At 41.1% G+C, this 15,118-nt stretch carries 14 protein-coding genes; 7 read left to right on the top strand and 7 right to left on the bottom strand.

Annotated features, from left to right (window positions below; genetic code table 11):
• A complete protein-coding gene (locus H7R46_RS05805; protein WP_005068253.1) occupies positions 1–252 on the top strand; it encodes a YfhL family 4Fe-4S dicluster ferredoxin in 252 nt (83 codons plus the stop codon).
• Positions 253–498: 246 nt separating this feature from the next.
• On the top strand, positions 499–828 hold the full coding sequence (abeS, locus tag H7R46_RS05800; RefSeq protein ID WP_003650669.1) for a multidrug efflux SMR transporter AbeS: 330 nt from the start codon (positions 499–501) through the stop codon (positions 826–828).
• A gap of 74 nt (positions 829–902) precedes the next feature.
• Here the strand turns inward: abeS and H7R46_RS05795 are convergent, their stop codons facing one another.
• From H7R46_RS05795 to H7R46_RS05775, 5 genes are all read right to left on the bottom strand, one after another.
• On the bottom strand, positions 903–1,679 hold the full coding sequence (locus tag H7R46_RS05795) for an ABC transporter ATP-binding protein (RefSeq protein ID WP_005068251.1): 777 nt from the start codon (positions 1,677–1,679) through the stop codon (positions 903–905).
• A 9-nt stretch (positions 1,680–1,688) separates the two neighbouring features.
• Positions 1,689–2,402, bottom strand: a complete 714-nt coding sequence (locus tag H7R46_RS05790) for an ABC transporter permease (protein WP_005068249.1) — start codon at positions 2,400–2,402, stop codon at positions 1,689–1,691.
• Positions 2,399–3,088: an ABC transporter permease gene (locus tag H7R46_RS05785; protein WP_005068247.1), complete on the bottom strand. Its 690-nt coding sequence runs from the start codon at positions 3,086–3,088 to the stop codon at positions 2,399–2,401. The genes H7R46_RS05790 and H7R46_RS05785 overlap by 4 nt, the downstream gene beginning before the upstream one ends.
• Positions 3,089–3,179: 91 nt before the next feature.
• Positions 3,180–3,965 (bottom strand): ABC transporter substrate-binding protein, encoded by a 786-nt coding sequence (locus H7R46_RS05780; RefSeq protein WP_005068246.1) that lies wholly within the window; start codon positions 3,963–3,965, stop codon positions 3,180–3,182.
• A gap of 175 nt (positions 3,966–4,140) precedes the next feature.
• Positions 4,141–5,169 (bottom strand): LysR family transcriptional regulator, encoded by a 1,029-nt coding sequence (locus H7R46_RS05775; RefSeq protein ID WP_005068243.1) that lies wholly within the window; start codon positions 5,167–5,169, stop codon positions 4,141–4,143.
• Positions 5,170–5,369: 200 nt separating this feature from the next.
• On the opposite strand from H7R46_RS05775, the gene adeF reads away from it, so the two are divergent.
• Genes adeF through H7R46_RS05760 form a run of 3 tightly spaced genes read left to right on the top strand, consistent with a single transcriptional unit; the run spans position 5,370 to position 11,264 of the window.
• Entirely contained in the window at positions 5,370–6,590 is a 1,221-nt protein-coding gene (gene adeF / locus H7R46_RS05770) for a multidrug efflux RND transporter periplasmic adaptor subunit AdeF (protein ID WP_005068241.1), read from the top strand.
• 6 nt (positions 6,591–6,596) lie between these two features.
• Complete coding sequence (adeG, locus tag H7R46_RS05765) at positions 6,597–9,776, top strand: multidrug efflux RND transporter permease subunit AdeG (RefSeq protein WP_005068239.1); 3,180 nt, start codon at positions 6,597–6,599, stop codon at positions 9,774–9,776.
• A gap of 12 nt (positions 9,777–9,788) precedes the next feature.
• On the top strand, positions 9,789–11,264 hold the full coding sequence (locus tag H7R46_RS05760; RefSeq protein ID WP_005068237.1) for an efflux transporter outer membrane subunit: 1,476 nt from the start codon (positions 9,789–9,791) through the stop codon (positions 11,262–11,264).
• Between the two features lie 62 nt (positions 11,265–11,326).
• Here H7R46_RS05760 and glyA read toward each other — a convergent pair whose 3' ends face one another.
• Positions 11,327–12,580, bottom strand: a complete 1,254-nt coding sequence (gene glyA / locus H7R46_RS05755) for a serine hydroxymethyltransferase (protein WP_005068234.1) — start codon at positions 12,578–12,580, stop codon at positions 11,327–11,329.
• 60 nt (positions 12,581–12,640) lie between these two features.
• Here glyA and H7R46_RS05750 point away from each other — a divergent pair, with 60 nt between their 5' ends.
• On the top strand, positions 12,641–12,802 hold the full coding sequence (locus H7R46_RS05750) for a hypothetical protein (RefSeq protein WP_080591596.1): 162 nt from the start codon (positions 12,641–12,643) through the stop codon (positions 12,800–12,802).
• Between the two features lie 23 nt (positions 12,803–12,825).
• On the opposite strand, the gene H7R46_RS05745 is transcribed toward H7R46_RS05750, so the two are convergent.
• Positions 12,826–14,055, bottom strand: a complete 1,230-nt coding sequence (locus H7R46_RS05745; RefSeq protein ID WP_005068232.1) for an alpha/beta fold hydrolase — start codon at positions 14,053–14,055, stop codon at positions 12,826–12,828.
• A gap of 248 nt (positions 14,056–14,303) precedes the next feature.
• On the opposite strand from H7R46_RS05745, the gene H7R46_RS05740 reads away from it, so the two are divergent.
• Positions 14,304–14,990 (top strand): putative quorum-sensing-regulated virulence factor, encoded by a 687-nt coding sequence (locus H7R46_RS05740; protein WP_005068229.1) that lies wholly within the window; start codon positions 14,304–14,306, stop codon positions 14,988–14,990.
• The last annotated feature ends 128 nt before the right edge of the window (positions 14,991–15,118 follow it).

Here is a 15,118-nt window from a genome sequence, read left to right as displayed (position 1 = left end):
ATGGCACTTTTGATTACGAATGACTGTATCAATTGTGATATGTGCTTACCGGAATGCCCCAATACAGCTATTTTTGAAGGCAACAAAGTTTATGAAATTGATCCACACCGTTGTACCGAATGTGTAGGCTTTTATGATGCACCCACATGTAAGGTGGTTTGCCCTATCGATTGCATAAAACCAGACCCTGCACATATTGAAAATAAAGAGCAACTGCTAGAGAAATTTAAAGGGTTAAATTTACTCGGCTAATCTATCTTTAAAAAGTCTATAGAGGATCAGGCTAAGGTTGCTGATCCTCTTAAATGACTATACAGATCAATGATTAAATAAATGAATAAATAGCTTAAGCCACTTTGCTAATATAAAATCAAATGATCAGTTCAGTTTGTTTTACTGGTATTTTTGTACCCCAAAAATTGCACAATCGTTAAAACTGGTCTAACCATTTCAACATTTCATATAGATTGATTAAAACTCTTTCTGGCGTAGCTCCCCATGTCTTATCTTTATTTAGCAATTGCGATTGCTTGTGAAGTTATTGCAACTTCAGCATTAAAAGCATCTCAAGGTTTTACTGTTCCCATTCCGTCCATCATTACAGTTGTGGGCTATGCAATTGCTTTTTATTTATTATCCCTGACGCTAAAAACAATTCCGATCGGGATTGCATATGCCATTTGGTCGGGTGCGGGTATTATTTTAATTTCTGCAATTGGCTGGATATTTTACAAACAGCATTTAGACTTGGCGGCCTGTATTGGTCTTACTTTAATGATTGCAGGTATTATCATTATTAATGTGTTTTCTAAAAATACCCATTTATAAAATATAAATAAAAATAAACCGAGTACGATGAAACTCTTTTTATAAAAAATTTCACCTTACTCGGTATGAACAGCTTATTTCAAACTGCCCGTCAAAAATTGCTTTAAACGCTCACTTTTCGGGTTATTGAGTACTTCATCAGGATGGCCCTGTTCCTCAATTTTCCCTTGATGCAAGAAAATCACTTGATTAGATACATGACGCGCGAAGCCCATTTCATGTGTCACCACAATCATGGTACGTCCTTCTTCAGCCAAGCCCTGCATTACCTTTAGTACCTCACCCACCAGCTCTGGATCAAGCGCGCTGGTTGGTTCATCGAACAACATAACTTCTGGTTCCATAGCCAAAGCACGAGCAATCGCTACACGTTGCTGCTGACCACCAGATAAAAATGCCGGATATTTACTTTCAACACTTTCAGGTAGCCCAACTTTACGCAGATATTTGCGTGCACGCTCTTCAGCTTCAGCACGTTTTACCCCAAGTACGTGAATCGGCCCTTCAATGACATTTTCCAGCACTGTCATGTGAGACCATAAATTAAAATGCTGAAATACCATCATGAGCTGCGTACGCATTTTTTGTAGTTGCTTTGGTTCAACTACTTTTAAATTGCCTTTCTTATCAAAGACTGTGCGTAGTTTTTCACCATTGAGCTTAATCGTGCCATTGCTCGGTTGTTCCAAAAAGTTAATGCAGCGGAGTAAAGTACTTTTACCTGAACCCGATGAACCAATAATACTAATCACATCACCGGCATTTGCATCAAGTGATATTCCTTTAAGCACTTCATGATCGCCGAATTTCTTATGTAAATCGCGAATCACTAGTTTTGCAACTTGTTCCATTTATGTCTCCTAATGATTCGATGGCTTTAAAAATGCCAACCAACGTTTTTCAAGCTTACGAAATAGCCCAATCAAAATAAAAGCCAACACTGCATATAACACCGCGGCAATTCCAAAAGCATTGAAGGTGTCATAGGTTGCCGCATTCACATCACGCGCAATTTTTAAAATGTCAGGAACAGTTGCTGTAAATGCAATGGTTGTCGCGTGCAACATTAAAATGACTTCATTGCCGTAAAACGGTAAAGCACGGCGTAACATCGATGGAATGATAATGCGAGTGTACCGTTTCCATTTTGACATACCGAAAGCTTGTGCAGCCTCAATCTCGCCATGGGGAATAGAACGAATCGCCCCAGCGAAGATTTCAGTGGTATATGCACCAGTATTGAGCGCGAATGCCAAAATGGTGCAATTTATGCCCTCTCGAAAAAAAGCATCAAGAGTCTGGTGTTCATGGATATAATCAAAGCTGTAAATACCTGAGTAAATAATCAGCAATTGAATATAAAGTGGTGTGCCACGGAAAACATAGGTATATAACCAAACTGGGCCACGTAACCAAGGGTTTTCTGATACTCGTGCAAGTGATAAAGGCACAGCAAGCACAAAACCAATGCCAATAGAAAGCACCAATAACCAAGTCGTCATCGCTACGCCAGTCATTTGCAAACCATCGGTCCAAAGGTATGCCTGCCAATATTGTTGAAGGATTTCAATCATAATTGTCCCTTCCTTACACCAGCAGAATAACGACGTTCAAGCCACATTAAAATCAGATTCGACACGGTGGTAATCGCTAAATAAATGGCAGCAGCCACGATGCTAAAAAAGAACAGTTGCATGGTACTTCTACCTGCATCTTGCGTAATTTTTACAATGTCAGTCAGGCCAATAATAGAAACTAGTGCTGTCGCCTTAATTAAAACTTGCCAGTTATTACCAATACCAGGCAAAGCAAAACGCATCATTTGAGGGAATAATACACGGTGAAAAACCTGCCAAGGTGACATTCCATAAGCCATTGCTGCTTCAATTTGGCCTTTTGGAACCGATTGAAATGCACCACGAAAGGTCTCGGTAAAATATGCACCATAAATGAACGCTAAAGTAATCACACCCGCCACAAATGGGTTGATATCAATTTGGTCCATTTGCAGTGCTTCAGTAATTTGGTTAAGCCCCAACTGCAAGCTATAAAATAACAGCAGCATAATGACCAAATCAGGCACACTTCGAATGAGCGTAGTGTAAGCTGTTGCTATATAACGTAAAATTTTAATACTTGAGAGTTTTGAGCTCGCACCAATTAAGCCAATAATCACAGAAAGTAAAAGTGACAACAACGCAAGCTGTATGGTCATCCATGTCCCGCTGAGCAGGAGTGGCCCAAAGCCAGAAAAAAACATGACTCATCTTCTCCTTAAAAACAATATCTAATATTGATGAGATGAGAATAGATTTAAAAATGTCGGCACTAAGCCGACATTTTTCACATCATTAGTAAATGCTAAAGGAGAAATATTTTTTCTCGAGTTTTTTGTATGTACCATCTGCAATGATTGCAGCGAGTGCTTTATTAATATTGGCTTTTAAATCCGCATCTTCTTTGCGTAAACCAATAGCTGCACCTACACCTAGTGTTTTTGCATCAACCACATTGCCACCAGCAAAACTGAAGTTTTTGCCTTTTGCTTGTTTTAAGAAAGCACCGTCAACCATAATTGCATCTTGTAAAGTCGCATCTAAACGACCTGACATCATGTCTTGATAAATCAAATCTTGGACTGGATAAGGTACAACCGTTACACCTTTTGGCGCCCAATAGGTTTTAGCATAAGTTTCTTGAATTGTGCCCTGTTGTACACCGACACGTTTACCTTTCAAAGAGGCAGCGGTAGGCAATAAAGGTGAGCCTTTTTTTGCAACCATACGGGTTGGTGTATTGTAGATTTTGCTACTAAATGCAATTTGTTTTGCACGCTCATCAGTGACTGTCATTGATGAAAGAATGCCATCAAATTTTTTCGCTTTAAGTGCTGGAATCATCCCATCAAAAGAGTTTTCAACCCAAACACATTTGGCTTTGAGTTTTGCACAAATTGCATTACCTAAATCCACATCAAAACCAGTTAACTTACCATCTGGTGTTTTATATTCAAACGGCGCATAAGACGACTCAGTACCAAAACGAATCACCTTCCAATCCTTTGCTTGAACATTCGTTGCAACAGCAGCCAAAACTAAGGTTGTTGAAACGAACATTTTTTTCATAAAGCTTGCCATCTTGAAGCTTCTCCTTAAAATCCTAATAAGGTGATAAAAACTTGAGCAATTTCTAAATTACTCTTCTGCCGAAATAATTGCAATTTCTATACCAGTAAATTAAGGATTTATGAAGGTGTCTAAACAATGGATTGTATTAACTGATTAAATGTTGAAAAATCACTCAAATTTTAAGCTAGTTTTTAAGTGTGTAAGCTTCCGCCATATTTTCATTTTCGACCAATGTCCGAATGGTATATTCATGGTTATGTTCTTTGGCACTGGCAAATTCACATTTTTGATCTAATGACATTGAACAACCACTCAACAATGGACAACCTGCAAATAATTCAGCCACCCAATCTACAAAGACTCGAACTTTAGGCGATAAATGACGATTTTGTAGATAAACGACTGATATTGGCATAGGTGCAGGTAACCATTCAGTCAATACTTCCCTAAGTGCACCAGATTCCAAATGTTTTGCTACCATGTAATATGGACATTGAATTAAGCCAAAACCTTGCACTGCCAAATCAATATATGAATCACCATCGTTGACAGAAACACGCCCTTTCACACCAACGCTATGAATCTCACCGTTCACCATGAAATCCCAGTCGATATTGCGTCCTGTACGGCTGTTAAAGTAATGCACGACCTGATGTTTTTGTAGATCCTCAATGGTTTTGGGTTCCCCGTGCTCCATCAAATAACGTGGTGCAGCAACCGTCACACACTGAATTGTTCCGATACGACGCGCAACTAAACTTGAATCTTTAAGTTGACCAATACGAATGACACAGTCCACCGCATCTTGTACTAAATCGACCGGACGATCACTCATTCCAATCACCAAATCAATATCAGGATACTTGGAATGAAAATCACAAAGCATCGGAATCAGAATCAGCCGCCCAATTGAAGCTTTAACATCAATACGCAGTCGTCCTCGTGGCCCACGTTCCGAATCATGAAAAGTTGATTCTACATCTTCCACATCAGCTAAAATTCGTGAAGTACGCTCATAATAAACTGCACCATCCGGTGTCAAACTAAGTTTACGGGTTGTTCGATTAAGCAATCGAACCTGTAAATGTTTCTCTAAAGCCTGAATGGTTGTAGTCACTGAAGCACGCGGTAGGCCTAAACTGTCAGCCGCTAAACTGAAACTATTTGTTTCGACAACTTTGTTAAATACTTTCATGGCATGAAATAGATCCACACGCACACTCCTATCAATCAATGCATTTTTTAATCAAATGCACCAATTGTTATAAAAATACGAATAGTGTTATCGAATTTAATATATTTATTCGTGATTGACAAACTTTTATGCTCCGTCCATCCCATAAACCCTGTTTCTCCCATACGGACCAAAACTAAAAGTCTGAAAACAGGTATCCAAATAACTAGGAGCACCTCATGTCATTTTCCAGCAAACAGTTCGCACTGTCTGCCATCTTTGTTGCCCTCTTAGCAACAGGAGGCAGTTTTATGTTTTTACATGAAAATGCCGATGCAAAAGCTGCACCGACCTCTGCCCAACAAGCTGCAACTGTTGATATTTCTAATGTTATCAGCAAAACCATTACAGACTGGCAAGAATATTCCGGTCGCTTAGAAGCAATTGATCAAGTCGATATTCGCCCCCAAGTTTCCGGCAAACTTATTGCCGTACACTTCAAAGATGGCAGTCTCGTAAAAAAAGGCGATTTACTTTTTACAATTGATCCACGGCCTTTCGAGGCAGAACTGAATCGTGCCCAAGCTCAACTCGCTTCAGCTGAAGCACAGGTCACTTATACGGGTTCTAATCTTTCTCGTATTCAACGTTTAATTCAAAGTAATGCTGTCTCACGTCAAGAACTGGATTTAGCTCAAAATGATGCACGTTCAGCCAGTGCCAACCTACAAGCCGCTAGAGCAGCCGTTCAATCTGCCCGTTTAAATCTTGAGTACACCCGTATTACAGCACCAGTTAGTGGTCGAATTTCCCGTGCCGAAGTAACAGTCGGCAATGTAGTCTCAGCAGGTAACGGTGCACAAGTCTTAACAAGTTTAGTATCTGTCTCTCGCCTCTATGCATCTTTCGATGTTGATGAACAAACTTATCTGAAATATATCAGTAATCAGCGCAACTCAGCACAAGTTCCTGTTTATATGGGACTTGCCAATGAAACTGGTTTCTCTCGCGAAGGGACCATCAACTCAATTGACAATAACCTAGATGCAACCTCGGGTACGATTCGGGTTCGCGCGACTTTTGATAATCCAAACGGTGTTTTATTACCAGGCTTATATGCACGAATCCGTTTAGGCGGAGGTCAGCCTCGTTCAGCAATTCTGATTAGCCCAACCGCAGTTGGGGTCGATCAAGATAAACGCTTTGTCGTAGTAGTTGATGCTAAAAATCAGACGGCCTACCGTGAAGTAAAACTCGGTGCACAACAAGATGGCTTGCAAATCGTGAATAGCGGATTACAAGCGGGTGATCGTATTGTGGTGAACGGTTTACAGCGAATTCGTCCGGGTGACCCTGTGACCCCGCACCTCGTTCCGATGCCAAATGCACAAATCACTGCTAACGCTACTACTCCTCAACCTCAGCCAACAGATAAAACATCAACTCCGGCAAAAGGTTAATCACATATGAATATTTCTAAATTTTTTATTGATCGGCCGATCTTTGCTGGTGTGTTATCAGTACTGATTTTACTCGCCGGTCTGCTTTCGGTATTCCAGTTACCGATTTCTGAATATCCAGAAGTTGTTCCGCCATCTGTGGTGGTACGTGCTCAATATCCGGGTGCAAACCCGAAAGTAATTGCTGAAACTGTTGCCTCTCCGCTTGAAGAATCAATCAACGGTGTAGAAGACATGCTGTATATGCAATCTCAAGCAAACAGCGACGGTAATTTAACCATTACAGTGAACTTTAAGCTCGGTATTGATCCAGACAAAGCGCAACAACTGGTTCAAAACCGTGTGTCTCAGGCTATGCCTCGTTTACCTGAAGACGTACAGCGTTTAGGTGTTACTACCTTAAAAAGCTCACCGACTTTAACCATGGTAGTGCATCTGACCTCACCAGATAGTCGCTATGACATGACCTACTTACGTAACTATGCGGTACTCAACGTGAAAGACCGTTTGGCACGTTTACAAGGAGTTGGTGAAGTCGGATTATTTGGTTCTGGTGACTACGCGATGCGCGTATGGCTCGACCCGCAAAAAGTAGCACAGCGTAACCTCACCGCGACTGAAATTGTGAATGCAATTCGTGAACAAAATATTCAGGTTGCAGCGGGTACAATCGGTGCATCACCAAGTAATTCCCCTTTACAGCTTTCAGTCAATGCTCAAGGCCGTTTAACGACTGAGCAAGAATTCGCAGATATCATTTTAAAAACTGCACCAGATGGTGCGGTTACCCGATTGGGTGATGTTGCACGTGTTGAACTTGCAGCTTCACAATATGGCTTGCGTTCATTACTCGATAATAAACAAGCAGTCGCAATTCCAATTTTCCAAGCACCAGGTGCTAATGCTTTACAAGTTTCCGATCAAGTGCGCAGCACGATGAAGGAGCTTTCAAAAGATTTCCCATCTTCAATTAAATACGACATTGTTTATGACCCGACTCAATTCGTACGTGCCAGTATTAAAGCGGTAGTTCACACCTTACTTGAAGCAATTGCACTGGTTGTTGTGGTTGTTATTTTATTCTTACAAACATGGCGTGCCTCAATCATTCCATTGCTTGCTGTACCAGTTTCAATTATTGGTACATTTGCGCTCATGCTCGCTTTTGGTTACTCAATCAATGCGCTATCACTGTTCGGGATGGTACTTGCCATCGGGATTGTGGTCGATGACGCCATTGTCGTCGTCGAAAATGTCGAGAGGAATATTGAAGCTGGTTTAAGCCCAAGAGATGCAACTTATCGCGCCATGCGAGAAGTGAGTGGACCAATTATTGCGATTGCTTTAACGCTCGTTGCCGTGTTCGTACCACTTGCATTTATGACAGGCTTAACAGGGCAGTTTTATAAACAATTTGCCATGACGATTGCCATTTCAACGGTTATTTCGGCATTTAACTCACTGACGCTCTCGCCTGCTTTAGCAGCCATGCTACTGAAAGGACATGACGCTAAACCTGATGCATTAACACGCCTTATGAACCGTGTATTCGGACGTTTCTTTGCGCTGTTTAACCGTGTATTTACACGTGCGTCAGACAACTATGGTAAAGGCGTAAGTCGTGTTATCTCCCATAAAGCATCGGCAATGGGTGTATATGCTGCTCTTCTGGGCTTAACTGTTGGTATTTCTTATATTGTTCCGGGTGGCTTCGTACCCGCTCAAGACAAACAATATTTGATTAGCTTTGCTCAATTACCAAACGGCGCTTCATTAGATCGTACCGAAGCAGTCATTCGTAAAATGAGTGACACTGCTCTTAAACAGCCTGGTGTAGAAAGTGCAGTTGCCTTCCCTGGCCTATCAATTAACGGTTTTACTAATAGCTCAAGTGCCGGTATTGTCTTTGTAACCTTAAAACCATTCGATGAACGTAAGGCTAAAGACTTATCTGCAAATGCAATTGCTGGTGCACTCAACCAGAAATATTCAGCCATTCAAGATGCCTATATTGCAGTTTTCCCACCACCACCTGTGATGGGTTTAGGAACCATGGGTGGCTTTAAACTCCAACTCGAAGACCGAGGTGCCTTAGGCTATTCAGCCTTAAATGATGCTGCCCAAAACTTTATGAAAGCAGCACAATCAGCCCCTGAACTGGGTCCAATGTTCTCAAGTTATCAAATTAACGTACCTCAACTCAATGTAGATTTGGACCGCGTGAAAGCTAAACAGCAAGGTGTTGCCGTGACAGATGTTTTCAACACCATGCAGATTTATTTAGGTTCTCAATACGTTAACGACTTTAACCGCTTTGGACGTGTTTATCAGGTTCGTGCACAAGCCGATGCTCCTTTCCGTGCAAATCCTGAAGATATTTTGCAGCTTAAAACCCGAAACAGTGCGGGACAAATGGTGCCGTTATCTTCATTGGTAAATGTAACTCAAACCTATGGTCCTGAAATGGTCGTTCGTTATAACGGCTATACCTCAGCAGATATTAACGGTGGCCCTGCCCCAGGTTATTCATCTAGCCAGGCTGAAGCTGCGGTTGAACGTATTGCTGCACAAACTCTACCTCGTGGTATCAAGTTTGAATGGACAGATTTAACTTACCAAAAAATCTTGGCTGGTAATGCAGGACTCTGGGTATTCCCAATTAGCGTATTACTTGTGTTCTTGGTTTTAGCTGCTCAATATGAAAGTCTAACTTTGCCTTTAGCAGTCATTTTAATTGTACCGATGGGAATCTTGGCGGCTCTAACAGGTGTTTGGCTAACAGGCGGAGATAACAACATCTTTACCCAAATTGGTCTGATGGTGCTTGTCGGGCTGGCCTGTAAAAATGCCATCTTAATTGTTGAGTTTGCACGGGAACTCGAAATGCAAGGTGCGACTGCATTCAAAGCTGCTGTTGAAGCAAGTCGTCTACGTTTACGCCCAATTTTAATGACCTCTATTGCATTCATTATGGGTGTCGTACCACTGGTTACCTCAACAGGTGCAGGTTCTGAAATGCGTCATGCCATGGGTATTGCAGTGTTCTTCGGCATGATCGGTGTAACGCTGTTTGGTTTGTTCCTGACCCCTGCCTTTTATGTCCTAATTCGTACACTGAACAGCAAACATAAATTGCATTCGGCAGCAGTTCATGAAGCACCTTTATCTACCCCACATGATCATTAAGGAGGACATTTAATGGCTACAGCAAAACAAAGCTTATTATTGTCCTCACTCATGGGAAGCCTGCTGCTTGCAGGCTGCTCTTTGGCACCGGAATATCAACCTGCAAAGGTGATAGTTCCCATCAAATTTAAAGAGTCTGACCCTAAACTTGAAGACAATAACTGGAAAATTGCTCAACCTGCCGATCAGCAGGTTCGAGGTGAATGGTGGCGTGTTTTTAATGATGCTCAATTAAATGAGCTCGAACAACAAGCCATTTCTGGAAACCAGAGCCTTAAAGTGGCAGCGGCTAATATTCAGGCTTCACGTGCGTTACGTTCCGCAGCACAAGCTGAACGTTTGCCAAATATTGGTGCTGGCTTTGGCCCAACTCGTCAAAAATCCTCTCCGGCTTCATTGGGTTTAGATGTCAATACCCATACGTCTGCACAGACCTTATGGCGTGCTCAAGCCAATGTTTCATATGAGCTCGATTTATTTGGCCGTATTGCCAGTAGTGTCAATGCAGCAACAGCTGATGTACAGCAACAAGAAGCTTTATACCAGTCGGCACTTTTAGCCTTACAAGCAGATGTTGCCCAAGGTTATTTCCTGATCCGTCAGCTTGATGCTGAACAAGCAATTTATAATCGCACTATTAAACTGCTTGGTGAGACACTCGACTTAGTTCAAACACGTTTTAGAAATGGTTTAGTCAGTGAATTAGATGTTTCTCGCGCACAGACCGAATTTGCTACAGCACAAACCAATGCATTAAATATTGCTCGTAACAGAGCTAATGCAGAGCATGCTCTTGCAGTATTATTAGGCAAAACACCTGCTGAGTTTAACTTGGCAGTTCAACCTTTAACTGCAAACAGCCTCCGTCTGCCAGCAGGTTTACCTTCAGCTTTACTGGAAAGACGACCGGACATTGCGGCTGCCGAGCGTGCTATGGCAGCAGATAATGCGCGTATTGGAATTGCACGTGCTGCTTTCTTCCCAAAACTAGACCTAACAGGTGCACTCGGTTATGAATCATCAAGTTTAGGTGAGTTGGGTAAATGGTCGAGCCGTACATTCTTACTTGGTCCAGTGGCAGGTACTATTTTATCTTTGCCATTATTTGACGGTGGACAACGTAAGGCTGGAGTCGCTCAAGCACGAGCTGCCTATGAAGAAAGCGTCGCAAACTATCGCCAAACTGTATTGAATGCATTTCGCGAAGTTGAAAATGGTTTGTCCGATCAAAGAATACTCGATCAGCAAATTCAAGCTCAAAATCAAGCACTCTCCTCTTCTCGTCACGCAAATCAACTGTCTCATTTACGTTATAGAGAAGGTGCTATTAGCTATCTTGATGTGATTGATTCGGATCGGACTATTTTGCAACAAGAACAACTTTCTGCACAGCTAAACGGCACTAGAATGATGGCTAGTGTAGATTTAATCCGCGCATTAGGTGGTGGCTGGCATAATGCCGAGTCATCGGTAAAATCTAAAAGTTAATTCTTATCTAATTAACTTGATATAAAAAAAGCACCATATGGCGCTTTTTTTATGTTTACAACTTATTGTGCGTATACAGGGAATTTTGCACAAACAGTTTCAACTTTCGCTTTTACTTCAGCAATAACTTTTTCATCACCTTTGCTGTCAATCACGTCAGCGATCCAACCAGCAAGTTCACGAACTTCAGCTTCACCGAAACCACGAGTTGTTACCGCTGGAGTACCGATGCGGATACCAGAAGTCACAAATGGAGAACGCGGGTCATTTGGAACTGAGTTTTTGTTCACAGTAATGTGAGCAGCACCTAACCAAGCATCTGCATCTTTACCAGTTACATCTTGCTTGATTAAAGATAACAAGAACAAGTGGTTGTCTGTACCGCCAGAAACAACATCATAACCACGAGCGATGAATACTTCAGCCATAGCTTGAGCATTTTTCACAACTTGTTGTTGGTAAGCTTTGAAGTCATCAGACATAGCTTCTTTGAAGCAGATTGCTTTAGCAGCAATCGCATGCATTAATGGACCACCTTGGTTACCAGGGAATACAGCTGATTGAAGTTTTTTCTCAATTTCTTCATTCGCTTTCGCAAGGATTAAACCAGAACGTGGACCACGAAGTGTTTTATGAGTCGTCGTTGTTGTTACGTCAGCAATTTGAACTGGGTTTGGATATACGCCAGCAGCAACAAGACCTGCAACGTGAGCCATATCAACAAAAAGGTAAGCGCCAACTTTGTCCGCGATGTCACGGAAACGTTGCCAATCTACAACACGGCTATAAGCAGAGAAACCAGCAACGATCATACGTGGTTTGTGCTCTAACGCTAAACGTTCAACTTCTTCGTAATCGATCTCGCCAGTTTCAGCGTTTAGACCGTATTGAACTGCATTATAAGTTTTACCAGAGAAGCTTACTTTTGCACCGTGAGTCAAGTGACCACCGTGAGCCAAGCTCATACCTAAAACTGTATCGCCCGGGTTAAGAAGCGCTAAATAAACAGCAGAGTTAGCTTGTGAACCAGCGTGTGGTTGAACGTTTGCGTAATCTGCACCAAAAAGTTCTTTAGCACGATCAATCGCCATTTGCTCGATGATATCCACATACTCGCAACCGCCATAATAGCGTTTGCCTGGATAACCTTCTGCATATTTGTTCGTAAGTTTTGATCCTTGCGCTTCCATCACAGCAGGAGAGCAATAGTTTTCAGATGCAATTAACTCGATATGTGCTTCTTGACGCTCACCTTCAGAAGCAATTGCTTGAGCTAATTCTGGATCAAATTCAGAAATGGAAATATTGGCAAACATTAGCGGGGGTCCTATAAATTAGGGCTTTTAAGCCGTGCTAAGATTGCGACATATTGTAGCATGAACTTTATAATTAAACAGAATGAAGTTAGCTCAGTTTTAAATAAAAATGGCTCAAGTTTTATAAAAAATGAGCCATTGTTTATAAATCAATTAAAAAGCTCGTTTAAAGCTTATATTTTAAATTTCTCTATCATTAATTTTAGCTCTCGCCAATACTAAAAAATTATTAAATATCAACAACTCTATTGAGCTGACAATAAGGTCTGAACATTTCCAACAATATTATCTACATTACTGCTCATCACCGTGCCATGGTCCCAGTTACCTGTCACATAACTATTAATTTTAGTGCCTACAGCAGTGGCATTAGATATCAATAGATCAGTTGCCAATTTAGGTACTGTAGAATCTGCTACCCCTTGATAAATAATGATTGGTGTAGTGACTTTGGCCTGTAAAGGTTGAGAATCTTTTTCCAAAAACGTTTTAACTAGTGGTACAGCCATAAAATTAGGTTGTGTACGGGTATAACCGTCCAGTGTTCCATTATGATCTGTAGCATACTTAGTCATACCTGCCCCAAAGGCTTGGCCCAATGGTCCAGAACAAATCGTTTCTGCTTGTGCGGCAATACTTGACACTTGCGAAGTAAAGACTTGTAAATAATTAAAGGCAGGTTGAGTGTTACGAATTCCCGCAGTAACCAAAGCCGTATATGTATCAAGCTGTGCATAGGTTGCAATTTTAATATCTATCGGTGCATTCGCAACTTGCACCTCTCCATCTACTAAAATACCCCCTAGATTAGAAGCAGGTGCTACCGCTACTGTACCTTTATAGTCTAGTTGTGCACGGCTCGCATATTGTGCAGCACCTAATGCAGCATGCCCCCCCTGAGAATGTCCTACTGTTAACCATTTTTTTGAAGTTAATAAATTACGTTGTGATAAATAGTTACGTGTTGCAACCACTGCATCTGTAATTGAAAAGGCCTCACTTTTAACATTTAAAAATGGATGTATGCCTGGAGTACCTAAACCCTCATAGTCAGGTGCCACCACAACATAACCTGCGGCTAGTAATTTACTAATTAAATCTTTTGTACTATCTGCTAAAACTGCTTTACTTGGTGCGCAAGCATCTACCACCCCCGTAGTACCATGCGCCCAGACTACAATTGGCCAACCGCCTACTGATGGTGGAGTGTTTGGTGTAAATACCAAACTGGTTGCCTGCACTTCTTGACCACTTTGACCCAACATTTTATAAGTCAAAATACTACTTTCTGCGGCAACTGATCCTAAGTTGGTGCTTGTGTAAGCCTCGACCTTAACGACTGGATTTTGAATATTATTAGTTGGAGTCCCAGATGGATTAGTAGGAGCTGGGCCATCATCACTACTCCCTCCTCCACAAGCGACTAAAAATAAACTCGTGCTAAGAACGCTCGTCATTAATAGGTTCATTTTCATTGGTATATCTTCCCTTAAATTCCATTTTTGTTTTGCTTTAGTTTTTTAATCAACATTTCCTAATGTCTTAAAATATTTACGCCTAATCTTTATTTTCCGCAAGTTCTATTGGATGAAATTAATCTCAGAAAACTCTATTTTTAATATAAATTAACGTTCTCGCTACTCTCAGGCCTCACTTCATGTTTTAAAGTGGGTAGCCAACTGTTAACATTCTTGATTACTCGTGATTGATTAAAGGGCCAGTTATGCAAACCATTATTTTAGATACAGAAACACATACACTAAATGGTTTGCCAATTGAAATTGCGTATGCCCCAATTGAAATTAATGAAGGCAAGCTCACCTTAGATAAAAGCAAATTGTTCGATCAGCTCTATCAAGTCGGTACCCCTATCTCTTACGCGGCTATGGCAGTACACCATATATTAGAGTCAGATTTAGAAAACCAGCCCCACTATAAAACTTTTAAATTGCCAGAGACTACAACTTATATTATTGGTCACAATATTGATTACGATATTGCCGCGATTGCTCGTTGTGGCGTGGATGTCTCTCATATCAAACCGATTTGTACTCTAGCTTTAGCGCGTAAAACTTGGCCTGAAGCAGAAGCGCATAATATTTCTGCACTCATCTATATGATTTCTCAAGGCAGCGTTAAAGCGCGAGAATTGCTCAAAGGCGCGCACCGAGCCGATGCGGATATTATTTTGACTGCTAATATTTTGATGCATATTGTCTATCATTTAAATATTCAAGACATTGAAGAGCTTTACCGAGTTTCTGAAGAAGCACGTATCCCTACGACTATTAATTTTGGTAAGCATAAAGGCACAGCAATTGCTGAACTTCCTAAAGACTATATTCAATGGTTATTACGTCAAGATGAACTTGACGTCTATTTACGTAAAGCTTTAGAAGGCGCATTTTAAAGACTTAAATAGATGATATTCATCAATTCTTCATCATATTGTCATTTTTGAGTTTTATCGTTAACCCCATTTATATTTTATTAAAAACAGTACTGTTCAACTGAGAAAATTGAACAGTCTGATTTATT

This window comes from Acinetobacter sp. BEC1-S18-ESBL-01 (assembly GCF_014169935.1).
In the GTDB taxonomy this organism is placed as follows: domain Bacteria; phylum Pseudomonadota; class Gammaproteobacteria; order Pseudomonadales; family Moraxellaceae; genus Acinetobacter; species Acinetobacter pittii.
Note: the sequence above shows the minus strand (reverse complement) of the source record. Positions and strands in the feature narration are given on the sequence as shown.

Bases quoted from the DNA above. Each gene is read 5' to 3' on its own strand.
- H7R46_RS05790 (WP_005068249.1), bottom strand. From the start codon at position 2,402: ATGATTGAAATCCTTCAACAATATTGGCAGGCATACCTTTGGACCGAT.
- adeF (WP_005068241.1), top strand. From the start codon at position 5,370: ATGTCATTTTCCAGCAAACAGTTCGCACTGTCTGCCATCTTTGTTGCC.
- H7R46_RS05740 (WP_005068229.1), top strand. From the start codon at position 14,304: ATGCAAACCATTATTTTAGATACAGAAACACATACACTAAATGGTTTG.
- H7R46_RS05780 (WP_005068246.1), bottom strand. From the start codon at position 3,965: ATGGCAAGCTTTATGAAAAAAATGTTCGTTTCAACAACCTTAGTTTTG.
- H7R46_RS05760 (WP_005068237.1), top strand. From the start codon at position 9,789: ATGGCTACAGCAAAACAAAGCTTATTATTGTCCTCACTCATGGGAAGC.
- H7R46_RS05745 (WP_005068232.1), bottom strand. From the start codon at position 14,055: ATGAAAATGAACCTATTAATGACGAGCGTTCTTAGCACGAGTTTATTT.
- abeS (WP_003650669.1), top strand. From the start codon at position 499: ATGTCTTATCTTTATTTAGCAATTGCGATTGCTTGTGAAGTTATTGCA.
- glyA (WP_005068234.1), bottom strand. From the start codon at position 12,580: ATGTTTGCCAATATTTCCATTTCTGAATTTGATCCAGAATTAGCTCAA.
- H7R46_RS05795 (WP_005068251.1), bottom strand. From the start codon at position 1,679: ATGGAACAAGTTGCAAAACTAGTGATTCGCGATTTACATAAGAAATTC.
- H7R46_RS05750 (WP_080591596.1), top strand. From the start codon at position 12,641: ATGAACTTTATAATTAAACAGAATGAAGTTAGCTCAGTTTTAAATAAA.
- H7R46_RS05805 (WP_005068253.1), top strand. From the start codon at position 1: ATGGCACTTTTGATTACGAATGACTGTATCAATTGTGATATGTGCTTA.
- adeG (WP_005068239.1), top strand. From the start codon at position 6,597: ATGAATATTTCTAAATTTTTTATTGATCGGCCGATCTTTGCTGGTGTG.
- H7R46_RS05785 (WP_005068247.1), bottom strand. From the start codon at position 3,088: ATGTTTTTTTCTGGCTTTGGGCCACTCCTGCTCAGCGGGACATGGATG.